General features: G+C 70.4%; 17 protein-coding genes, 1 tRNA gene, 1 other RNA gene and 1 pseudogene. 10 read left to right on the forward strand and 10 right to left on the reverse strand.

Annotated elements, in window-relative coordinates; all coding sequences use genetic code 11:
* Positions 1-10: 10 nt before the first annotated feature.
* Positions 11-544, reverse strand: a complete 534-nt coding sequence (locus tag ACIBAE_RS23685; protein WP_399289003.1) for an EF-hand domain-containing protein — start codon at positions 542-544, stop codon at positions 11-13.
* Positions 545-1,191: 647 nt separating this feature from the next.
* On the opposite strand from ACIBAE_RS23685, the gene ACIBAE_RS23690 reads away from it, so the two are divergent.
* Positions 1,192-1,668 carry a hypothetical protein gene (locus tag ACIBAE_RS23690; RefSeq protein ID WP_399289005.1) on the forward strand — a complete coding sequence of 159 codons (477 nt, stop codon included), beginning with the start codon at positions 1,192-1,194 and terminating at the stop codon, positions 1,666-1,668.
* A gap of 124 nt (positions 1,669-1,792) precedes the next feature.
* On the opposite strand, the gene ACIBAE_RS23695 is transcribed toward ACIBAE_RS23690, so the two are convergent.
* Positions 1,793-2,812: an LLM class flavin-dependent oxidoreductase gene (locus tag ACIBAE_RS23695; protein ID WP_399289008.1), complete on the reverse strand. Its 1,020-nt coding sequence runs from the start codon at positions 2,810-2,812 to the stop codon at positions 1,793-1,795.
* A 496-nt stretch (positions 2,813-3,308) separates the two neighbouring features.
* On the opposite strand from ACIBAE_RS23695, the gene uppS reads away from it, so the two are divergent.
* Together uppS and ACIBAE_RS23705 are read left to right on the forward strand one after the other, a co-directional pair.
* Positions 3,309-3,998, forward strand: a complete 690-nt coding sequence (gene uppS, locus ACIBAE_RS23700) for a polyprenyl diphosphate synthase (RefSeq protein ID WP_399289125.1) — start codon at positions 3,309-3,311, stop codon at positions 3,996-3,998.
* 185 nt (positions 3,999-4,183) lie between these two features.
* Positions 4,184-5,605 (forward strand): oxygenase MpaB family protein, encoded by a 1,422-nt coding sequence (locus ACIBAE_RS23705; protein WP_399289127.1) that lies wholly within the window; start codon positions 4,184-4,186, stop codon positions 5,603-5,605.
* 48 nt (positions 5,606-5,653) lie between these two features.
* Here the strand turns inward: ACIBAE_RS23705 and ACIBAE_RS23710 are convergent, their stop codons facing one another.
* The 5 genes and pseudogenes from ACIBAE_RS23710 to ACIBAE_RS23730 all read right to left on the reverse strand — a co-directional run bounded on the left by ACIBAE_RS23710 (position 5,654) and on the right by ACIBAE_RS23730 (position 9,737).
* Positions 5,654-5,905 carry a hypothetical protein gene (locus tag ACIBAE_RS23710; RefSeq protein ID WP_399289011.1) on the reverse strand — a complete coding sequence of 84 codons (252 nt, stop codon included), beginning with the start codon at positions 5,903-5,905 and terminating at the stop codon, positions 5,654-5,656.
* Positions 5,902-6,834 (reverse strand): hypothetical protein, encoded by a 933-nt coding sequence (locus ACIBAE_RS23715; protein ID WP_399289014.1) that lies wholly within the window; start codon positions 6,832-6,834, stop codon positions 5,902-5,904. The genes ACIBAE_RS23710 and ACIBAE_RS23715 overlap by 4 nt, the downstream gene beginning before the upstream one ends.
* A 486-nt stretch (positions 6,835-7,320) precedes the next feature.
* Positions 7,321-7,762: pseudogene (locus tag ACIBAE_RS23720) on the reverse strand (plasmid pRiA4b ORF-3 family protein); the annotation flags it as partial.
* An 83-nt stretch (positions 7,763-7,845) separates the two neighbouring features.
* Complete coding sequence (locus tag ACIBAE_RS23725; protein WP_399289017.1) at positions 7,846-8,253, reverse strand: hypothetical protein; 408 nt, start codon at positions 8,251-8,253, stop codon at positions 7,846-7,848.
* A 359-nt stretch (positions 8,254-8,612) separates the two neighbouring features.
* Complete coding sequence (locus ACIBAE_RS23730; protein ID WP_399289020.1) at positions 8,613-9,737, reverse strand: hypothetical protein; 1,125 nt, start codon at positions 9,735-9,737, stop codon at positions 8,613-8,615.
* A gap of 108 nt (positions 9,738-9,845) precedes the next feature.
* Here ACIBAE_RS23730 and ACIBAE_RS23735 point away from each other — a divergent pair, with 108 nt between their 5' ends.
* Entirely contained in the window at positions 9,846-10,172 is a 327-nt protein-coding gene (locus tag ACIBAE_RS23735) for a hypothetical protein (protein WP_332429156.1), read from the forward strand.
* An 8-nt stretch (positions 10,173-10,180) separates the two neighbouring features.
* The gene (locus ACIBAE_RS23740) at positions 10,181-10,654 is read left to right on the forward strand and encodes a hypothetical protein (protein WP_399289023.1); all 474 of its coding nucleotides are present in this window, start codon (positions 10,181-10,183) and stop codon (positions 10,652-10,654) included.
* A 349-nt stretch (positions 10,655-11,003) separates the two neighbouring features.
* On the opposite strand, the gene ACIBAE_RS23745 is transcribed toward ACIBAE_RS23740, so the two are convergent.
* A complete protein-coding gene (locus tag ACIBAE_RS23745) occupies positions 11,004-12,455 on the reverse strand; it encodes a DUF4041 domain-containing protein (RefSeq protein WP_399289026.1) in 1,452 nt (483 codons plus the stop codon).
* Positions 12,456-13,432: 977 nt separating this feature from the next.
* Between ACIBAE_RS23745 and ACIBAE_RS23750 the strand changes: the two genes are divergently transcribed.
* Positions 13,433-13,657 (forward strand): hypothetical protein, encoded by a 225-nt coding sequence (locus ACIBAE_RS23750; protein ID WP_399289029.1) that lies wholly within the window; start codon positions 13,433-13,435, stop codon positions 13,655-13,657.
* 47 nt (positions 13,658-13,704) lie between these two features.
* On the opposite strand, the gene ACIBAE_RS23755 is transcribed toward ACIBAE_RS23750, so the two are convergent.
* A complete protein-coding gene (locus tag ACIBAE_RS23755; RefSeq protein WP_399289031.1) occupies positions 13,705-14,073 on the reverse strand; it encodes a VOC family protein in 369 nt (122 codons plus the stop codon).
* A 522-nt stretch (positions 14,074-14,595) separates the two neighbouring features.
* Positions 14,596-14,683: transfer RNA gene (locus ACIBAE_RS23760), tRNA-Ser, on the reverse strand.
* 72 nt (positions 14,684-14,755) lie between these two features.
* On the opposite strand from ACIBAE_RS23760, the gene ffs reads away from it, so the two are divergent.
* From ffs to ACIBAE_RS23780, 4 genes are all read left to right on the forward strand, one after another.
* An RNA gene (ffs, locus tag ACIBAE_RS23765) (signal recognition particle sRNA small type) lies at positions 14,756-14,854 on the forward strand.
* 60 nt (positions 14,855-14,914) lie between these two features.
* Positions 14,915-17,305: a DNA polymerase III subunit gamma and tau gene (locus ACIBAE_RS23770; RefSeq protein WP_399289033.1), complete on the forward strand. Its 2,391-nt coding sequence runs from the start codon at positions 14,915-14,917 to the stop codon at positions 17,303-17,305.
* Positions 17,306-17,377: 72 nt separating this feature from the next.
* Complete coding sequence (gene purD, locus ACIBAE_RS23775) at positions 17,378-18,628, forward strand: phosphoribosylamine--glycine ligase (protein ID WP_399289035.1); 1,251 nt, start codon at positions 17,378-17,380, stop codon at positions 18,626-18,628.
* A 435-nt stretch (positions 18,629-19,063) separates the two neighbouring features.
* Positions 19,064-20,848, forward strand: coding sequence for a hypothetical protein (locus ACIBAE_RS23780; RefSeq protein WP_399289037.1), 1,785 nt, complete (start codon positions 19,064-19,066; stop codon positions 20,846-20,848).
* Positions 20,849-21,239 lie beyond the last annotated feature (391 nt).

The raw sequence follows: 21,239 nt of genomic DNA on the forward strand, positions 1-21,239 counted from the left end.
CGGGCGGAGTTCAGCCCGTCGGGTTTCCGACGAGGTGGTCACCCGGGATGCCCGCCTTGTCGGGGCCGTAGTACTCCTTGATCCCGTGGGCCCAGGTCGCCCTGGTGATCCGGTCCGCGTCCGTGGGCTCGAAGGCGTCGAAGAGGACGTGGATGTTGGCGAGCTGGAAGCCGATGGCCGTCATGAGCGCGACGAAGACGGGCCGCTCGATGAGTCCCTCGCCATCCAGGTCGCCCAGGGCGGAGAGCGCCTCGGCGAAGTCGGTGATCGCGTCGTCGAAGCGCTCCGGAGCGAGAACGCAGGCCGTGAACTCGTCGAAACTGACCTTGCCGTCGTGATTGGCGTCCAATTCGACGAGCAGGGTCGTCCAGTATTTCCGGAAGGCGGCCAGCATCGCGCTTTTCGCCGCGTCGGCGGCGGTGGGTACCGCCTGGATGACGCGCTCCGCCATGACGTCGAAATCGTCGGCCTCAAGGTATCCGTTGCCGTCGACATCGAAGAGGCCGAACACGAGCTTGACCCGGTTGACTGCTTCCGTGCGCATGGTGACTCACCTTTCATCGGGCTACGGCCGATGGGCTACGGCCGACGTGGTCGAACTTCTTCTGCCGGCTCGGCGCCGCGATCAAGCCGATGAGGTGCCGTGAGAGGCGGCGGAGACGCACAGGATTCGTCGGAACGTGAACGTGGCAGACGGTGCGTTTTCACTATGCGAGGCGGCGACGAACGCGTCCGCAAAATGATGAGCATTCATCAAAAGGAGTGAAAATCGTTTGTGTGGACGAGAGTTGCGCCGACCCGATCGCCGGCCAACGCCATGGCCTCGATGATCAGTCAAGGCATCCTGGTCAAGGGGCAGTTCGGGCACCGTGCCCGGCTTGCGCTCTCGCCTGCCGAGGTGTTGAGGGCTGGTGACCAGACGCACGCGGCCCGCACCATGTGGAACCTGCTCCACGCCTGGTGGCGGACGATGCCGAAGGAAAAGCGGACCCTCGGCTCGTCGATTCCCCCGCCTGCCAGCGGCCCCCGCGCGCGTCCCACCGTCCGTGACGCGGCGAAGGCGCGTGCGCCGTACGGTGCGGTCGCCGGGCCGCCCCGTACGGTGGGGGTACCGGCCGGGGAACAGGCCGCCGTCGTCGTGACGTGCTCGGCCGCCGGCCACCCCGCCGAATCGTGTGGAGGGTTCTTGCGATGGCTTCGGACCGGAACAGCAGATCGGCCGCGGTGACCGGGGCCGAGACGGCCCTGCGCTCCCTCGGCGCGGGGGGCGCCAGATTCCATCAGCGGCCCCTGGGGCGGTCGACCTGGTTCGCCGACTGGGCGGGCAGGATTTCCGGTTCCGACGTGTACATCGGGATCACGGGAAAGGGGCCGGCCTCGCGGAAGGTGCGCCTCCTCCTCGACGACTGGATCTTCGAAGACGTGGCGTCCGGCGATCTCGGAGGAGTGCTCTCGGGGATCTTCTCCGCCGGAGCGACCAGCAGAGCGACCAGCAGAGCGACCATCAAGAGGAAGCGCTCCCTCCTGGTCATCCCCGTCCAGGTCCTGAAGGTGTCCGTCGGCAGGTCCCACTACTCCGCCGCGAGAAAGCTTCCCCCGGACGGCGAACTGTCCGCCTGGGAACGCGCTCTGGTGTCAGAAGGTGACAGCCCTCCCGACAGGACGTGATAGCCGGCGCTGGAGACCGGACGGAGGATCTCGCCGCGCTCCCCGTCTGCCTCCTTACAGCCGAAAGCGCCCCGCGCCGGTGGACGAGCCGAACCGTCCGTGGCCGGCGCGGCGGTGACCGAGTTCAGGCGGACGGCTGCCAGCCGAGAGCCGGGCCGAGCGCGGTGGCGATATCCGTGAGGATCTGGACGTAGTCGTCGTGTTCGAAGCTGAAGGGCAGCGCGAACGCGACCTCGTCGACCTCCTGGAAACCGGCGTGGGCGTGGAGCCGTTCAGCGATCTCGGCGGAGCTTCCGACAAGGTCGGGCGCGAACATCATGCGAGCCGGCCCCTGCGGCGAGGCGGTGCGCGGCATCCGCTTCCGGGCGTACGCCTCGTACTTCGCGCGCTGTTCCGGTGACGCGGTGTCGGTGGGGATGACGACGAGCCCCTGCGAGACGCGGGCCCGGTCGCCGTCCGGGTGGTGGGCGCGGAAGGTCCGGATGTGCGAGAGCTGGATCTCGGCGAAGTCCTCGGACTCCTCCGCCTTCACGACGCTGCTGGTCAGGAAGTTCATGCCCTGCTCCCCCGCCCAGCGGGCCGACCGCAGGCTGGCACCGCCGTACCACATGCGGCGCGCCAGGCCAGGGGCGTGCGGCTGGACGCGGTCGGAGAACTCCTCGAAGCCTTCCGTGCCCCTGAAGTCGGTGGCCGCCTCCCCACGGACGAAGGCCATGAGTCGTCGTACGCGCTCGTAGCTGAAGTCCTCGGTGTCGGAGGTGTCGGGGTAGAGCGCCCCCTTCACCTCGTCGTACCGCATCGGTGGACCGACGCTGACACCCGGATTGAGCCGGCCCCCGGACAGGATGTCGACCGTGGCCAGGTCCTCGGCCAGGCGCAGCGGATTCTCCCAGCCCAGCGGAATGACCGCGGTGCCCAGCTGGATGCGGCTGGTGCGCTGGGACGCCGCCGCCAGAACGGCGACGGGGGAGGAGATGCCGTACTGGAGATGCCGGTGCCGCACCCAGGCGCTGTCGAAGCCGAGTCGCTCGCCGAGTTCGATGATGGCGAGCGTCGCCTCATGGCCCCGGCGTGGATCCGCTTCGTCGAACAGCCCGATGGTCAGGAAGCCCAGCTTCCTCAGTGGTTCCGAGCTTCGTGGCACAGGACTCCTCCATCGCCCACGGCACGATCTGCCGTACACCGGTTCACCTCACATTGTCGCAGGCGTCCGACGCGTGCCCCCGGAGAGCGGGGATCTCAACGGGAGCGGGGCTCACCGGCACCCGTGCCGCGCGGCAGGTACGGGTGCCGCGCGGCAGGTACGGGTGCCGCGCGGCAGGTACGGGTGCCGACGCGTCGCGCGCCGGGTTCCCGGCCGGGCGGCCGGAATGCAGGCGGACGAATCCGGGCGGATTAATTCAGACAGACGTACTACGGGTGATCGCGCGGAGATCGCGGTGCGGCCGCGGTGAGGTACCGGCACCCTGCTGAGGGGGATCGCGCGGTGACAACCGGGCACGCGGTGACAACCGGGGGAGTACAGACAGGTGACGGTCGAACGAGCCACCGGCGCTGCCGTTCCGCCGCCCCGTACGGAAGCGGGCCGCCCGTCCGCCGAGGCCCGGCGGGACGGCGTGCCGCGTCACGTCGCGTGCGTGATGGACGGCAACGGCCGCTGGGCGGCGAGCCGGTCGCTGCCACGTACGTCAGGGCACCGGGCGGCTGAGGCGACGGTGATCGACGTCATCGAGGCGGCGCGGTCGGCGGGCGTGGAGTGGCTCAGCCTGTACGCCTTCTCCACCGAGAACTGGCAGCGACCGGGCAGCGAGGTGGACTTCCTCATGCGGCTGGTGCGCCGTGTCGTCCGCAAACACGCCCCGGTGCTCTACGCGCGGGGCATCCGCTGCCGCTTCCTCGGCGTGGCGGATCCGAGGATTCCCGCAGCGCTGACCAGGGACTTCGCCGACCTGATGACGCTCACCGAAGTGAACCGCGGCATGACGCTGACCGTGGCCTTCGACCACGGCGGACGCAGGGACATCGTCGAGGCGGCCCGTTCCCTGATCCGCAGCGGAGTGCCGGCCGAAGCCGTCGACGAGCGGCACTTCGCCGCTCATCTGCCCTTCCCCGACACGCCCGATGTCGATCTCGTCATCCGGACCTCCGGCGAGCAGCGCATCTCCAACTTCATGCTCTGGCAGGTGGCTTACGCCGAATGGATCTTCCCGCCGGTGCTCTGGCCCGACTTCCGCGCGCCGCACTTCCTGGAGTGCCTGCACACCTACCAGCAACGCAATCGCCGCTTCGGCGGCGTGACGCCCAAGGCGGACGGAGAACCCCACCAGTGACCCACACAGGCAGCAGCCACCCCGGGGACCCCGGCCCCGGTGCCCCCGACCGCGACGGCGACACGGCGCGGCCGGACCCGGGAGCGCGGCCGGACCCCGGAACGCGGCCGGACCCCGGTGCGCAGTCGGACCCCGGAGCGGGGCCGGGCCCCGGAACGCGGCCGGACCCGGCAGTACCGCTCGGCGTGGTCTTCGGACCGGGCTCGCAGTTCCACCGGTTCTTCGACGACCCACGCTGGGCCCTGGCCATGATCCGGGCCACCGTGCTGGAGGCCGCCCACCCGCAGATCGGCGCGGCCCTGATCGACAACTCGACCTTCGTGGCTCATCCGTGGCGGCGGCTGCGCAACACCTTGCTGAGCTTGCAGCGCATGTTCGGTCCCGACGACGAGGTACGGCAGCGGGAGGCGGCCCGGCTCAATCGCCTGCACGCCCGGCTGAACGGCGCCGACGAGCGGAACCGGCCCTACGACGCGATGGACCCGCAGGTCCGCGCCTGGGTGGTCGCGACGCTCTTCGAGAGCACCGTCACCATGTGCCGGCTCAGCGGGCAGCCGCTCGAACAGACCGACATGGAGCAGCTGTACGCCGAATTCCAGGCGTTCCTCGCTCTCCTCGGCGACCAGGCCGGCCACCTGCCTCCCACGCTGCAGGAGTTCTGGACGTACTACGACCACACCGTCGAGACGGAGCTGGAGAACACGCAGGCGCTGCGCGTCATCCTCTACAAGCTCTTCGACCACCTGCCGGCGCCGCCGCTGCTGGACGGGCTGCCCACCGTGTGGGCGGCCGGCCGTGCGCTCGCCGGCCCGGTCATCGGCGCGATCACCGTGGCGTCCCTCCCGGAACCCTTCCGCCGAAGGGCTGGGCTCCCGGAGACCCCCGGAGCCCGGACGCTGATGCAGAGCGCCTACCTGGCCGCCGGCCTGGCGCGCTTCCTGCCGGAGGGCTGGATCCAGGCGGAATCCCTCACCAGCCTGCTCTACCTGTCCCCCGACAGCGACGACCCCCGAGCCGCGACGATCACCGCGCTCCGCGACCGGATGAAGCGAACCGGCGCGTTGTTCAGGCTGCTCACGCCCTTCCCCGTACAGCCCGGTCCCGACGAGGGAGACGAGGGAAGCGGGCCCCGGCGGAGTGCCGGAGAGTTCTTCACCGCCGTGCTGGACCAGACCGGGGACGGTTACCTGGACTGGCCCGACCTCGCGGCCATGGCCCGGGAGCTGTCCTCCCGACTGGATCTGGACGAACCACAGGAGACGCGGCTCTACAGCGCGTACGCCGAGTGGTGGAAGGAGCTCCAGGCGGCCCTCGACAGCGACCGCGACGGCCGCGTCAGCAAGGAGGAGTACGCCGCGGCTGTTCCCTCGCTCGCCGGGCCCGCGCTGATCCGGGTCGCCGAGGTCCTCTTCGAGGCCACGGACCGGGACGGCAACGGCGTCATCGACGCGGACGAGTACCGGGCCCTGTTCCGGACCGGGTTCGGGCGCACCGTGGCCGGCACCGGGGACAGCTACGCCCGGGGCGCGTTCGTGAAGGACTTCCTCTCCTTCATGTCGGGCCGCCGGCGCTCCGCCGCCTACGACCCGCTGCTCGCCGAGGCGTAGCCGGCGGCCAACGGCGCCGTCCCCGGCCCCGCCGGGACGGCGCCGTTGTCAGGTCACATCGACCTGCGGGCCGTCAGCGAACAGCCATGGTCGCCGCCTGGATGTAGCTGGACGGCGAGTAGTTGCCGCCCGCGTCATAGGTACGGGCCCGGTACTCGTAGGTGCGCCGTCGGCGGGCAGTGGGTCGCAGACGGTGACGGTCGCGCCGAAGCGGTCGTACGGCTTGTGCAGGGCCACCGACCAGGTGTCCGTCCCGGCCTCGCGGCGTTCGATCTCGAAGCCCGTGAAGCCGCGGCTCACGGACGGCGTGTAGTCGGCCGCGGTGGCCTGGATGCCCGTCGCGCAGGAGCGCAGGGAGAGGCTGGGGGCAGGAAGGTCACCACGGGCAGGGGGCGGACGATGATGTCCGCGCTGCCCGACGAGGTGTTGTCCGCCTTGTCCCTGGCGCGAACCTCGTAGTAGTAGGGCGTGCGGTCATCGGGGTTGACGAGGGGATCCGTGTAGCTGCGGGCGGTGGTCGCGGCGACCTTCGTCCAGGTGCCGGAGTCGACGGGCCGCCGGTAGAGGGAGTAACCCGCGAGGTCCATCTCCTTGTTGGCGGACCAGGAGACGGTCGCCTTCCGGACCTTGGTGTTGTAGGCGGTCTTCACACCGGGGGCGAGCGGCTTCCTCTTGTCGTACGTTGCCGAAGTCCGGGGCCTGTACGTGAACTTGACCTTGGCGGCTCGCCGGTCCAGTTCACGTAGTCGACGCGCAGGGTGTGCTTGCCGGAGGGGACGGTGAGGTTGGCGCCCTTGGAGCGGGCGGTGCTGCCGGTGTTCTTCCACAGGTCGATCTACCTGGACGCCGTCCAGGTAGACGCGGACGTCGGCGGTGGCGGTGGCGGCGGCGGTGAACGTGAAGGGGCCCTCGATGCCGAAATCACGCGTCACCGACCAGCGGACACCGAAGTTGTCCGACGGCACACCGGCGACCGGTCTGCCGGACCAGCTCCGGCTGATGGCCTTGTCGCAGTCGGTCCGTACCGGCGAACCGGAGAAGGAGGTGTTCTTGTAGAACGTTCGCTTGTAGACATTGGCCGAGCAGGTGACATCGGCGGCCGCCGCCGCCCCCGGGGCAGCGGCCAGCAGACCGCCGAGGACGACGGCGGACAGGACACCGCCGGCCAGGGCGGCGCCGCTGCGGGAAGCCGATCGGGGTGATCCGGACGCTGCGCAGGCCGGCGGCACCGAGGGGCCCAGTGCGCACAGCCAGGAGCTTCCTCGGCAACGTCGAAGGGCCCCACCGCGAGCGGTGGGGCCCTTCGACGTATTGCCCGGTGAGAGCAATGGCGGAGGATACGAGATTCGAACTCGTGAGGGGTTGCCCCCAACACGCTTTCCATATGTTCGCCTGGGAGTTCGGGGAGGGACGGGGGCGTCCTGACCTGGGGCGGAGTGGACTGTTCAGCGGCGTCCGGACGCGGCTGAATGTAGGCGAATGAGACCAGAACTGAGACCACGAGGTGCCGGATGACTCGCGTCGTTCGGCGGATGCCGCGCCCAGAGCCGCGAACGGTGGCGTGGCCGGACAGCTCGTCCTTCATGGTGCCGTGAGGCGCAGCAGCCGCGCGGTGGCCTCGTCCGGTGCGAAACGGTCCGGGGCGAATTCCGTGGCGGACCGAAGTCCGAGCCACACCAGCATGGCGTGGTGTTCCTCATGTGCCGGTCGGCGCGGATCGCTTTGAGATCGCTGCAGCCGGGGGTGCCGCCGCAGTCCTCTGGCGGGCACGTCCCGGCACCGTCCATGGAGTACGGATAGTGAAGCCCGGCTGAGCTGTCTGGACCTGCTCCACGGTGATGAGCTGCTCCCAGGAGTCCCCGAAGTCGTACGTGTACACGAAGTGGGCGCCCGGTTTGAGCAGGGCGGCCGGTGTGGCGGTGCGCTCGTCGCGGAATCCGAGTTCGCCGCTGGGACAGCCGTACTGGACACCGTCGATGGTGAACGCGTGCATGTGGCAGTTCTGCCGGCCATCGCGTCCTGGATCACGGAATGAAGCCGGTCCAGGCGGGTCGCGGCGGGCACGAGCAACTGCCGCCAAACCGGGGGGTCGTCTATGTCGGCGAGCTCGGCGAGAATCCGTAACACCGCGTCGCCGGGCTCGGGCTCGCCGCGCATCGGGGCCGTCTCGGTACGGCCGTTCGCTGTCAACTCGGCTCATTCATCGGTGAGATGGACAGTGCCTAGGGGGACCAGGGCTTTCAGGACCCGTTGGATGTCGTGGTCGTTGGCGCTACGCAGATGCCCAGACGGTCGGGAGACAGGTCGTCGAGCACGTACAGCGGGCTGACCGCCTGCCACACCACATCGTGCAGGTCGCTGAGTGGCACCGGGACGGTGGTCGCGTAGAGCCGCTGCAGCAACGCCCGCAGACCCCGGCCGTACTCGTGCGAGAGTAGGGATTCCAGCCGGCCGGAGACCGTCACGGCTGGGCCGATGCGCGGTAGTGCGGCGAACAGCGTGCCACGCAGCTCGTCGGGGCGGTCCAGCAGCCTGGCGTTCTTCTTCACCGGCAGCAGGCGCCCGCCCGCGGTCCGCAGCAGTCGCGCCGCCTTCGCCCACTCGACCAGCAGTGTGAGGTGGTACAGCTCCTCGCTGGATTTCGTCATGAACGTACGGTCCCCGATCCCCCGGGTCCATCCGGTCGCCGGTGTCCAGAACCTCCACCAGTGCTCGCGCGTCGGCAAGCGTCACACGGCCGGTCTGGGTCAGCTTGCGGCCCGCGCCGACCCAACCGACCAGCGCTCGCACCTGCTCGACGGTCCCGCCCACTGTCTCGCCCATGCCGATCTGCCTGTTCCGTTTCGTATCCCGTATCCCGTATCCCGTATCACCCGAACCCAGGATGCGTGAAGACCTCTTCCGGCCGGCGGACGCTCCGTCGTCACTTACGTGAACATGGGAACGGGAAAGGCCCCGGGCACGATCGCCCGTGCCCGGGGCCCTGGTCGCGCTCATCGCCCGTGCGTCAGGCGACGACCACGGCTGTCGCTTTGCCGTACGCGTAGCCGCTGGAGTGGCCCGTGCGGAGGGCGGTCACCTTGACGGTGATCCGCAGACTGCGCTGCGCTCGGGTGAGGACGAACGTGGACTTCGTCGCGCCCTTGACGGCCTTGCCGTTGGCGTACCACTGGTAGCCGTACGACGTCGGCGTGGGCGTCCACGTGCCGCGCTTCGCGGTGAGCGTGCGGCCCACCTTCGCCGTGCCGGAGACCGGCGGCAGTGTGGTCGCCTTCGGGGCGACACCACGGGCCACGGCGATCCCCGTCGTCCCGGCCGCGCCGCTCGCGTGGCCGGTGCGGTTGGCCTTCACCGTGACCGACAGCTTCTTGCCGAGCTGGGCGGCGGTCGGGACGTACGAGGAGGCGGTGGCGCCCGGGATGGCGACGCCGTCGAGCTTCCACTGGTAGGTGTAAGACGTCGGCGTCGGTGTCCACGTGCCGGTCCGGGCGACCAGACCGGTACCGACCCGGACCGTGCCCGCGATGGTGGGGGCGGTGCTGTTGGCCGGCGGCTGGGGGGCGGTGACCGTGAACTGACCGCTGGAGTAATGCCATCCGTTGGTCGTGATGACGCTGAGCGCCCACGAGCCCGTGGCCGCGTTCGTCAGGTCGAGCGCGGCCGTGAGGGTCCGACGGTCGGGCGCCACCGAGACGGTGGTCGACTCGATCGTCGTGCCGCCGGAGCTGATCCGGACCTTGTCGCTCTCGCGCAGGGCCGAGCCCGACACGTTGACGGTCACCTTGGTGCCGGTGACGCCCGTGGCCGGGGTGATGCCGGTGACGTTGTGCCTCTCGGTGCCACAGGTCGTCGAGCAGACCAGCTCCGCCTTGTAGGACGTCTGGGATGCCTTCTCGGGCAGGCCGAGGACGAAGAGGGTCGGGACGACCTGGGTGCTGTACGACCCGTTCAGACTGCAGCGGCTCTCGCCGCCGGACGCGGCGGCGCAGGCGTTGTTCAGGTCGGTCTGGTACAGGGCGGGCACGGCGGTAGTGGTCGCGCCGTTCGTGTCGCTCACCTTGACGGCGAAGGCGTCGTCGTACGAGGTGGGCAGCTGGGCGCAGAACGCCGTTCGGCGTCGACCAGGGAGCACGGCGGTGGATCATACGGTGGCAGTGTGCACAGATGTTGGCTGCTCGCCGATGCCAAGGTCCGGGATGGGCGCTTGGCGGGGTCGTAATACGCGTCATACACTTCTGGTATGCCGAAGACGAGGATCAGCATCAGCCTGGACAGTGATCATGCCGAGCGCATCCGGACTCACGCGGAGCGGGCCGGCATGGATGTTTCCGCTTATCTCGTCAACGCTGCGACCCGGCAGATGGCCGAGGCGGAAGCGGCCGAGGCGCAGTTCGCCCGACTTGACGCGGTGATCGCGGCAGCTGAGGCCGAGGCTGCCGCACTGGCACCGCTGCCTGAGGTCGCCGACGACGATCTCACGGAGCAGGAGCGGCAGGAGGTGCAGGAGGCCATGGGGCTCGTCTATGGCGCAGACGGTCCTGCTACCCGATCCGGTAACGCGGCGTGACTGCCCGGGTGCCGGTCTACGACACCGGCATGCTGATCGCGCTCGCGGATCGCAAGGCGAAGGCCGTTCGTCTGCACGCCGGCCTCCAGGACACGCCGCATCGGGCGCTTGTGCTCGGACCGGTACTGGCACAAGTCTGGCGGCCCAGCCCCGCCACGGTGCATGCCCTGGCCGGGTTGATGAAGGACTGCACGGTGCCGCAGGCTCGTAGTTCGGCCCCAGCCATGCGCCCCACCAGCGTGGGGCAGACGGCCTGCATCATGTGCGCCACCGGCCCGGACATCACCGAATGGCAGCGCATCGGAAGCGCCCTCGGTGCGGCAGAGCTGCCCCCGAAGAAGCGGCCGGACGCCGTGGATGCCCTGGTGGCTCTGACGGCGGCCCGACACAGCAGTGCCGTGGTCTTCACCAGCGATCCGGCCGACCTCGATGCCTATCTGAAGGCACTGGACGCCAAGGACGTGCACGTGGTGCAGATCTGAGGAGTCGGTCGGCGGGTCGTGTCCCCGGTGCGAGGGTACGGAGGAACGCAGAAGCCCCCGGCCGGTTTCCCGGTCGGGGCCTTCGACGTATTGCCCGGTGAGAGCAATGCCGGAGGATACGAGATTCGAACTCGTGAGGGGTTGCCCCCAACACGCTTTCCAACTGTTCGTACGGGGGTTCAGACCCGTACGGGAGCGCCCTGACCTGGGGCGAAGCCGGGGCAGGCAAGTCGTCCGAACGGTGCTGCACGCCGGTGAATGAGACCAGGACGGAGACCAGGTTCTCCGATGCTGGTGGTGAGTCCAGGCGGGTCGAGATGCCCTCCCCGACCTACTGGCAGCGGCCGATTCAGGTATTCCGACCGGCGCTGCTGGCCCGCCATTCCAGCGCCTGCGGAACTTCGTTGAACTCGACGACGTGCTCGCCCGCGTAACGTGTCAGAGCGTCCCGTACCTCGCCGGGTGTCACGTAGAAGAACTCCTTCCTGCTGTTGACCCGGTTGACGCGGTGGGACGCGAATTCCTGGTGCAGACGCGTCTCCAGGCCGACCGCGTCCTTGCTGAAGATGAGGGCGTGCACGTCGAAGCGGAACGGGACCGCCGCCCCGCTCAGTTCGTAGACGCGTTCCAGAGGTTCGAGCCGTCGGGTCATGCCGATCTTCACGATGCTGTCCCCGAAGGCGCCTACGTTCGAGATCACGTAGACGTACCCGGTGCGCACGTTGGCGGCGCGGGTCTCCACGTCGTTCAGCGCGCTCTCGATGTCCGCGAGCTTCGCTTCCATCTCACTGACCGCCGTGAAGTCCCCGCGCTGCCGCAGGCGTTCGAGCGCGGACTGGTAGTGCCCCAACTCCTTCTGGAGCTTCTCCCGTTCGCGGTCGAGTTCCTTCTGCGCGGCCGCCTCCTCCCGATCGCGGGCGCGGGCCTCGCGCTGTGCTTCCTTCTCCTCTTCCTTCTTCTGCAGGAAGTCGGCCGTCAGCTGCAACTCCCGCACCCGGGCGCTGTGGTACTCGTCCGAGATACGGATGTGCATGGTGGCGCCCAGTTTGGCGACGGTCTCGCGGCTCTTGTAAAGGCGGTCCACCAGGGAGGTCAGCCGGTGCGGGCGCATGCTGCGCACCGCGTAATCGGCTTCGGCGTTGTACGCGCGGAGCATGAGCTTGGAGAAGTCGCGCACCATCTTGCGGCCCTCGCGCACGGAGCCGTTGACCGTCCAGTCCGTGGCGGCCAGCACGGCCCGGTCGGTACGGGCCAGATTCTTGATCTCGGCGCTGAGCGAATCCAGGGTGCTGCGATACGCGACCGCGTCCTCCAAGGGGTGGCGGTACGCGTAGATGCCGACCTGCTGGAGCATGGCTGTCTCATCGGTGATCACGATCTGCGCGCGCAACTCGGTCAGCCGGGTCTCCGCCTGGAAGACCTCATCGCGGTGCCGGTCGGCGTCCTTGCGAACACGCTCGGTCTCCTGGGCCGTTCGACGGGCGTCGGCCTTGATGTCCTTGACGACATCGCGAGCGTCCCGGAGGATCGCCTCCGCCTCCTCGGCCGCCTGGGCGCGCAGCACGTCCGCCTCATCGCGCGTTCGCTGCATCAGGCGGGCCACTTCCAGGGCGTCGGCTCCCTGCGTGGCGGAGACCCACTCGCGCAGCTGCTCGACCTCGGACGGTCCGTCCCGCCGGAGCCGCCCCAGCAGTCCACCTCGCCGAGCAGCCGGTACGGCGCTGTTACCCCCGGTTCCGGAGGGTTGGTGCGGAACGCCGATCGCCGCCGTACTGCTCGAAGCACCGCCGGGTACGGGCATGGAAGTAACTGCGTGGACAGGTACGGCGTCGACCGGTACCCACAACTGCCAGCCCACAGGTGGTGCCGGCCAAGACGGCTCGGGTTCCCACCCCGACGGTGGCACCCATCCCTCTGGTGGCGTCGGCCAGCCGGGCGGCGGATTGAATCGATAGTGGCTCATTACCTACCCCCAAGACGCCCGCGCCCAGACGCCCCCCAATGTGCAGTAACCCTCCCGGTCGTCACCGTCGAGGAAGCGTCGACGTTACATGTTGTAGGGCTGCGAGCACACCCCGAAGTCGAAGCTCCTGTGTGCCCTCTTGGGAGGTGCTCGCGTGGTGGTTCAAGACCCGGCCCCTTCTCCTTCATTGCGAGGGCGGTGCCTTCTGCTCTGCCTCAAGAACACCGGAGGAGGCGGATCGGCAGAACCCGATCAACGGGTCAACCGGGTCAACTTCTCTGCGATGTCGGTTAGTCGACGGTGTTGAACCGTCACCATGGTGACGGTCAGGTCTCGACGAACCGCTGGGCGTGAGGTGGTCGCACGCGGCAGGTGAACCGAACGCCGTGCTGACGGGATGCCTGGACGAACTCGGCTGGAGCCCCAAGGTCCTCGCCCGCAGGCTCATCAGGGTCTTCGGCGCCGGAACAGTGGCGGAGTCCGCCCCTTACCACCGGCGAAACACCGGCTCGCTGCCGCGCTCGCCGCTGCCGGCCATGGTCGCCTATGTGCAATCCCAGGAATTGGGAAGAGGCGTATCAGTGGCCGAGTTGTGGCAGGGACGCGCGGGTGCCCCCCTCGGCTCTCGTCCCGGCGGATACCGATCTCGCGCGTCCGTTTGATCGTCCCGGCCGTGCTGCGGCAAGACCAGCGCCTGGCCGACATGGCCGGCGGCAACGACATCTCCGCCACCACGGTGTGCCGCTGGCGGGACGAGCTGATCCCTGCCGGCCGCGAAGGCCCCGCGGCCGGACCGCGCTCTGAAGAAGATCGCCATGCGGGGCGGGGAGGTCGTCCTGATCGACGGCACCCTCATCCCCACCCAGCGCCGCACCGGCAAGGCGAACCGCCCGACCGGACGCGTCCCCGTCGAACGCGGCTCTGCCCACCTGAAGAACGGGCGGGTTCTCACCAAGCCCCGTACTGACCCCGCCCGCGCCACCCACCTGTTTCGCGCGCTGCTCGTCCTGACGAACATCGAGGCCACTACCGACAACTGATCTTTACCGCAGGTAGCCCACGATCAGCACATGCCCCCGGAACAGCGTCACCGGGCCGGGATCGGCTGAGTGAGGTTCACCGGGTTGCCGTCGGGGTCCTGGATGTGGGCGACGCGCTGTCCCCACGGCATGTCGTTGGGGCCGCTGCGGACCGAGCCGCCCAGCGCCGCCACCCGGCCGAGCGTCTCGTCGACGTTGTCGACACCGATGCTGAGCAGGATCCGCGACGCCGCCCCAGTCCCCGGGTTCGCCTCGGCCACCAGCCCGAGGTCGGTGTCGCCGATGCGCAAGCCGATGTAGAAGGACGGGCCTTCCGCCGGCACCCGGAAGATCTCCTCAGCGCCGAACAACTTCGTATAGAAGCCGAGCAGAACGTCCTGGTCGGAAGTCACGATCACTGGCTGGATGGTGGACATGGCACTCCTGTCGAGAACGGTCGTGTCGCTGGGTAGACCGGTTGAGGACGGTGAACTCATCGACAAAACCACCCCGCCGGACGATCTACAACACAGACTGCCGCCCACGACCAGCACGAGCACCCCGAAACCAGGTCACGCCACCCCGCTGACCAGCCACTTCAAGATGGCGGAGCTTCCCTGACCATGGGCCGCCCTTGGAACGGGCCACGATGTGTGCCTCTCGCCGAATGCGGACGGATCATCACAGTCCGTCCCGGGGGGTGATCACCTCGCCACGGCAGATTGCGCATCTCCCCCCGCCGGCTTCAGCCCACACAATCTTGTGCGTCTTCCCGGAGCCCCCCATGCGCGGCACCTTGTCGGAACGTTCAGATGGGCGCGTGGGCGCAGGAGAACCAGACCAGCTGCTTCTGGGCGCAGGGAGCCGTCGCGGCCTGATCGCGGCAACGGCAACCCTCAACGTCGAAGGGCCCCACCGCGAGCGGTGGGGCCCTTCGACGTATTGCCCGGTGAGAGCAATGGCGGAGGATACGAGATTCGAACTCGTGAGGGGTTGCCCCCAACACGCTTTCCAAGCGTGCGCCCTAGGCCACTAGGCGAATCCTCCGGGGCAAACAATACAAGACGTTGAGCCGTGCTCGCGAACTCGTTCCGGACCTCTGGGATCGGGTACTGTGTGCGGAGCCCCTCACGTGGCGCTATCTGACTGAACTCCCCCAGGGCCGGAAGGCAGCAAGGGTAGGTTGGCTCTGGCGGGTGCGTGGGGGGCGCTTGCGTTGGGGGTGGGGTTGGTGGTGGTACGGGTGCGTTGTCGGAGGGGGCCGATAACCTCGTAGGTGTGTCGTCCCTTGCGCTGTACCGCCGTTATCGCCCCGAGTCATTCGCCGAGGTCATCGGGCAGGAGCATGTCACCGATCCGCTGCAGCAGGCGCTGCGGAACAATCGGGTCAACCATGCGTACCTGTTCAGTGGCCCGCGTGGCTGCGGGAAGACGACCAGTGCGCGCATCCTCGCCCGCTGCCTGAACTGCGAGCAGGGGCCCACACCGACGCCGTGCGGGACGTGTCAGTCCTGCCAGGACCTGGCCAGGAACGGACCGGGGTCGATCGACGTCATCGAGATCGACGCGGCGTCGCACGGTGGTGTGGACGACGCCCGTGACCTGCGCGAGAAGGCGTTCTTCGGGCCCGCGAGCAGCCGGTACAAGATCTACATCATCGACGAGGCGCACATGGTCACCTCGGCGGGCTTCAACGCCCTGCTGAAGGTGGTCGAGGAGCCGCCGGAGCATCTCAAATTCATCTTCGCGACGACCGAGCCCGAGAAGGTCATCGGGACCATCCGGTCGCGTACGCACCACTACCCGTTCCGGCTGGTGCCGCCGGGGACCCTGCGCGAGTATCTCGCCGAGGTCTGCGGGCGGGAGGGGATTCCGGTCGCCGACGGGGTACTGCCGCTGGTCGTGCGGGCCGGGGGCGGGTCGGTGCGTGACTCGATGTCCGTCATGGACCAGTTGCTCGCGGGCGCGACCGAGGCTGGTGTGACGTACGCCATGGCGACGTCCCTGCTCGGCTATACGGACGGGTCGCTGCTCGACTCGGTCGTCGACGCCTTCGCGGCGGGGGACGGGGCCGCCGCGTTCGAGGTCGTGGACCAGGTCATCGAGGGCGGCAACGACCCGCGCCGCTTCGTCGCCGATCTGCTGGAGCGGCTGCGGGACCTGGTCATCCTGGCCGCCGTGCCGGATGCCGGGGAGAAGGGGCTGATCGATGCCCCCGCCGATGTCGTCGAGCGGATGACCGCGCAGGCGTCGGTCTTCGGGGCGGCGGAGTTGAGCCGGGCGGCCGATCTGGTCAACACCGGGCTGACGGAGATGCGCGGCGCCACCTCGCCGCGCCTGCAGCTGGAGCTGATCTGCGCGCGGGTGCTGTTGCCGGCCGCCTTCGACGACGAACGTTCGGTACGGGCCCGGCTCGACCGGCTGGAGCGGGGGGCCGCGGCCGCCGCCACGACCCAGGGCGCCGCCTTCTCGTCCGGGGGGCCCGGACCCACGATGGCGTACGTGCCCGGGCCCGAGGCACATGCTCTCGCCCCGCCCGCGATGCCGGCCGCGCCGCCCGCGATGCCGGCCGATCAGCCCGCGATGCCGACCCCGCCCCCGGCCGCCCCCGTGCCGCAGGCCGCGCCGAGCGCTGCCGCGCCCGTAGCCGTACCCGACCACCCCCAGGCGGAGCCGCAGCGGGCCGGTGTGTGGCCCGGCGCCGCGACGCCGGGCGCAGCCGCGCCGCAGCCGGCCCCCGCTGCCGGGCGGCGTCCCGGCGGCTGGCCCACCGCGTCGACACCGGGACAGGGCGCCGTGCCGAGCCGGCCCGCCGCCCCTGCCCAGGCCGCGCCGGAGGCCGCTGCCGCCGTCCCCGCTGCCGCCGCGCCGAGCGCCGGCATGACGCAGGGTGCCGGGCAGGTGCGGACCATGTGGCCGGACATCCTGGAGGCCGTGAAGAACCGCCGGCGTTTCACCTGGATTCTGCTCAGTCAGAACGCCCAGGTCGCCGGATTCGACGGAACGACCCTCCAGATCGGATTCATCAACGCGGGCGCGCGTGACAACTTCACGAGCAGTGGCAGTGAGGACGTGCTCAAGCAGGCGCTGGCCGAGCAGTTCCACGTGCAGTGGAAGATCGAGGCGATCGTCGATCCGTCCGGCGGCACGCCGCCGCCCCCGTCGGGCGGCGGCGGAGGCGGCTTCGGCGGGGGCGCCACGACCGGCGGCACCCCGGGCGGTGCGGGCGCGTACGGCGGTGGGGGCGCGTACGGCGGTGGTGCGTACGGCGCTCCCGCAGGCGGCGCGAACGGCGGCACGAGCGGGGCCGGCGGCACGAACGTGCCCGGCGGCGGGAACGGGGCCGCGGCCCCACAGGGCGGTCACAGCGCCCACCCCCAGGCCGGCGCCCCGGGCGCTTCTCCCACGGCGCCGTACCCGGCCCCATCCGCTCCATCGTCATCGGCCGCCCCCACGCCCCAGGCGGCCACGGCTTCCGCCCCGGCGCGGTCCGAGCCGCCCCGGCAGGACAGCGGACCCGCCGCACCCGCGCCACCGCCGCCGGTCGCCCCGGAGGACGACGTTCCGGAGGACGACGATCCGGATCTTGTCGTCTCGTCGCTCTCCGGCCATGACCTGATCGTGCGCGAGCTCGGCGCCACCGTTGTGGAGGAATATCCGAACGAGTAGTGGGCCCGCTTTCGGCGGCCCGTCCAAAGGGGCGCACACGGTGATCGCCCCGTCCGGGCTAGGCTGCCCCCCGTGAAGGTCCTTGTCATCGGCGGCGGCGCCCGCGAACACGCCCTGTGCCGCTCTCTCTCCCTCGACCCCGACGTGACCGCTCTCCACTGCGCGCCCGGCAACGCCGGCATCGCCGAGGTGGCCGAGCTGCACGCGGTGGACGCCCTGGACGGCGCGGCCGTGGCCCGCCTCGCCACCGAACTGGGGGCCGGGCTCGTCATCGTCGGGCCTGAAGCGCCGCTGGTGGCGGGGGTCGCCGACGCCGTGAGGGACGCGGGCATCCCCTGCTTCGGCCCGTCCCGCGAAGCCGCGGAGCTGGAGGGCTCCAAGGCTTTCGCCAAGGACGTGATGGCCGCGGCGAACGTCCCGACGGCCCGTAGCTACGTCTGCACCACCCCCGAGCAGATCGACGACGCGCTCGACGCCTTCGGTCCGCCTTTCGTCGTCAAGGACGACGGGCTCGCCGCCGGCAAGGGTGTCGTCGTGACCGAGGACCTCGCCGCTGCCCGCGAGCACGCGCTCGCCTGTGGCCGTGTCGTCATCGAGGAGTTCCTCGACGGTCCCGAGGTCTCGCTCTTCGCGATCACCGACGGCGTGACGGTCCTCCCGCTCCAGCCCGCGCAGGACTTCAAGCGCGCCCTCGACAACGACGAAGGCCCGAACACGGGTGGCATGGGCGCCTACTCCCCGCTCCCGTGGGCCGACCCCAAGCTGGTCGACGAGGTCCTGGAGACGGTCCTCCAGCCCACCGTCGACGAACTGCGGCGGCGCGGTACGCCCTTCGCCGGACTGCTGTACGCCGGACTCGCGATCACCGGCCGGGGGGTACGGGTCATCGAGTTCAACGCCCGCTTCGGTGACCCCGAGACCCAGGTGGTCCTGGCCCGGCTCAAGACCCCGCTGGCCGGTGTCCTGCTGGCGGCGGCCGAGGGGAACCTCGCGGCCCTTCCGCCGCTGACCTGGCGCGACGCCGCCGCCGTCACGGTAGTCGTCGCCTCGTACAACTACCCGGACACACCGCGCACCGGCGACCCGATCGAGGGCCTCGACGAGATCGCGGCGCAGGATGCCCCCGACGCGTATGTCCTGCACGCCGGGACCCGGCTGGACGGCGACACGGTCGTGAGCGCCGGTGGCCGCGTGCTGTCGGTCACGGCGACGGGCAAGAACCTGACGCAGGCCCGCGAGCGGGCGTACGCGGCGGTCGGCCGTATCCGGCTGGACGGCGCGCAGCACCGTACGGACATCGCGCGCGCGGCCGCGGAGGGCTGACAGCGCGCTCGATCGCGCAGGCCCGATCGCGGAGACCTGACTGCGGAATCCAGACCGTGGAAGCCTGACCGCTGATACGCGGGCGCCCCCGAGCCTGTCGGCCGGGGGCGCCCGCGTATCAGCGCATCTGCGCATCCCCGTGTCGGCGTATTCACGTATTCCCCCTCGCCGCCCCGTCTTCGCCGCCCCCGGCGCGCCCCCGACCCGTCCGCCCGGAAAGCGGAGCGCCCTACGTCACCGCGTCAGCGGCTTTGCCCGGAGCCATTCCATCGGGTGGCGGATAGGCCATCCGGATGACGGGCCTCTGGGGGCCCAACTAGGGTGCGGCGCAAGCATTCCGGCACTTGGCCCACCGGCATTGCGATGTCAGTGGTGGGTGCCACAGTGGGGGAGTGAGCAACGCCGCCGCGAAGGGCAGAGGGGGTGAGGTCCGACATGTCCGATTCCCGTGCTGGTATCGGTGACGAGATGGGCGCTCAGGGTGCCCGGGCCCGGGCTCTCGCCGTGCTGCGGGTCCGTGGCAGGGCGCTGGCCGTCGCTCTGCTGCCCGCCGCCGTCGCCGTCGTGCTGCTCGTCTGCGGGGCGACAGGCCGTATCAGCGGCGAGAGTTGGGACACCGCCCGCTGGGCCGTGACGGCCTTCGCGGTGGCGGTACTCCTGCTCGCCGGGGCCGTGGCGGCCGTCATCACCCGCGCCAAGCCCGCCCTCAGCCCTACCGTGGCCATCGCCGAGCGCTCGGCGCCCGACCTCTACCGGCTGGTGCGTGACCTGGCGGAGAAGCTCGATGTGCCCGCGCCCTCCGCCATAGCGCTCACGCCTGACTGCGACAGCTGGCTGGAGGACCGAACGCATCCCGCGCACGCCCGCGCGCACGCGGCACCCCGTGGCGCCGTCCGTGGCCGGGTCCCCACCGCTCCCGTCCTGGTGATCGGATCGCCCTTCCTGTGGTGGATGCGGGTCGCCGAGCTGCGCGCCGTGCTGGCCCCGGTCGTCGCCGGTACGGGCCCCGCCGCGCATCCGGACATAGCCGCGGCCCGTCGCTTCGTCCGGGGACTCGACGCGGCGGTCGCCGTCGCGTCCAAGCCGGGCCAGGGGTGGATACGCGCGGCGGCGCTCGGGCCCATCGGCCGGATCGCCCGGATGATGCTGCGCGGCTGCGGCGAGCACGCCGTGCTGATGGAGCGAGGCGTCGCGGCGGCGGCATCCGAACGCGCCCAGGCGGTGGACTACGGCCTGCGGATCGTCGCCCAGGAGCAGGTCGGCCTCGCCTACGCGGGCTGGGACCGGCTGCTGACCCGGGTCGCGCTGCCGGCCTGGCGGATGGGCCGCTGGCCCTCCCGCCTGGATGCCGGTGTGGTGTCCGCCCTCACGGAGCTGTCCCGCCGCGACCGCCTCGCCGAGGGCTTCACCTCCCGGCTCGGCGAGCGCCCCGCCTGCGATCTGCTCGATGAGCCGGGCATGGTCGACGAGGCGGCCTCCCTGCTCGCCGCCCGCCTCTTCCACGGCGGCCCGGCCGAGACCGGCCCGGACTGGTCCCCGGTGGACTGGCAGCAGTATCCCGAAGAGGTCGTCGACCGTAAGTGGCGTACGGAAGCCGCCAGGCTGCACCGCGTCCTGGACGGTATGGGGGTGCGGCGCTCGGCCGGCCCCCTGGGCTCCTCCCCGGCCCCCGGGCCGACCCTGGCCCGCGTGATGGATCACCTCTCGGGCGATGACGGCTACGACGGCGGGACCGACCAAAACGGCGGAACGAGCGGGACCGGTGGAAGCGGCGCGGCCGGCCGTGGCGGTGGTGGCGGCCGGACCGAGGGAAGCACCCTGAGCGGAGAGGCCGGCGACGCCCTGGCCGCCGGAATCAGCGCGGAGCTCGCCCGCGAGGAGGCGGCGAGCCCGCCCATCCCCGCCGAGACCGCAGGCGACGCCCTCGCCCTCTGGGGCACCGACCCGCTGCCCCTCCTCCCGCTCCAGCCGCCCCGCACCGGCCGGGAGTTGCTCGCCGACCACGTCACGGCCATGGTCTGCTGCTCCGCCGTCGACACGGCGGGCGCCGTCCCCGGGCTGGACTGGCTCGACGGCCCGGCCCTCCTCGTCGACGGCGAGCGCCGTACCGACCTGGGTGTCCCCGTCCTCAGCCTGGTCGAGGACGGGGACGCCGAGCCGCTCCGCTCCTGGCTGGCTTCGCTGGGGGTGCGGGCCGAGAAGCCCGTACGGCTCGTATGAATCCGGATCCCGGCAGACTGGTGTGACCCGCGCCACGCTCCTCCGCGCCCGTGCGCACTCCCATACGCTCGCCATTACCACACACGGCTTCCGGAGTGACACGTTCCGTTAACGCCAATTCGCGACGAACGGTGACGAGACGCGTGCGTTATGTGATGTGCTGGAGACCGGCGCTGACAGCCGACCGCATCACCGACCGCACCGGCGGTCGCATCACCGGACACATGACCACGTGTATGACGGCTCGCATCACCAACCGAAGCACCAACCGAAGCACCGGCCGGACGGCCGGCCGTACACCGGCGGGCCGACACGCGTGTCAACGATCGAATCACGCACATCAACGCTCGTATCAACGGCCGTGCCACCCGTCACCCGGGGGCCCGGAGGA

Origin of the sequence: Streptomyces sp. NPDC051569 (genome assembly GCF_044454085.1) — a bacterium.
Taxonomy (GTDB): domain Bacteria; phylum Actinomycetota; class Actinomycetes; order Streptomycetales; family Streptomycetaceae; genus Streptomyces.

What these genes read in the sequence shown, in the direction of transcription:
- ACIBAE_RS23685 (WP_399289003.1), bottom strand. Translation starts at nt 544, where the DNA reads ATGCGCACGGAAGCAGTCAACCGGGTCAAGCTCGTGTTCGGCCTCTTC.
- ACIBAE_RS23690 (WP_399289005.1), top strand. Translation starts at nt 1,192, where the DNA reads ATGGCTTCGGACCGGAACAGCAGATCGGCCGCGGTGACCGGGGCCGAG.
- uppS (WP_399289125.1), top strand. Translation starts at nt 3,309, where the DNA reads ATGGACGGCAACGGCCGCTGGGCGGCGAGCCGGTCGCTGCCACGTACG.
- ACIBAE_RS23725 (WP_399289017.1), bottom strand. Translation starts at nt 8,253, where the DNA reads ATGACGAAATCCAGCGAGGAGCTGTACCACCTCACACTGCTGGTCGAG.
- ACIBAE_RS23735 (WP_332429156.1), top strand. Translation starts at nt 9,846, where the DNA reads ATGCCGAAGACGAGGATCAGCATCAGCCTGGACAGTGATCATGCCGAG.
- ACIBAE_RS23745 (WP_399289026.1), bottom strand. Translation starts at nt 12,455, where the DNA reads ATGCCCGTACCCGGCGGTGCTTCGAGCAGTACGGCGGCGATCGGCGTT.
- ACIBAE_RS23750 (WP_399289029.1), top strand. Translation starts at nt 13,433, where the DNA reads ATGCGGGGCGGGGAGGTCGTCCTGATCGACGGCACCCTCATCCCCACC.
- ACIBAE_RS23755 (WP_399289031.1), bottom strand. Translation starts at nt 14,073, where the DNA reads ATGTCCACCATCCAGCCAGTGATCGTGACTTCCGACCAGGACGTTCTG.
- ACIBAE_RS23780 (WP_399289037.1), top strand. Translation starts at nt 19,064, where the DNA reads ATGTCCGATTCCCGTGCTGGTATCGGTGACGAGATGGGCGCTCAGGGT.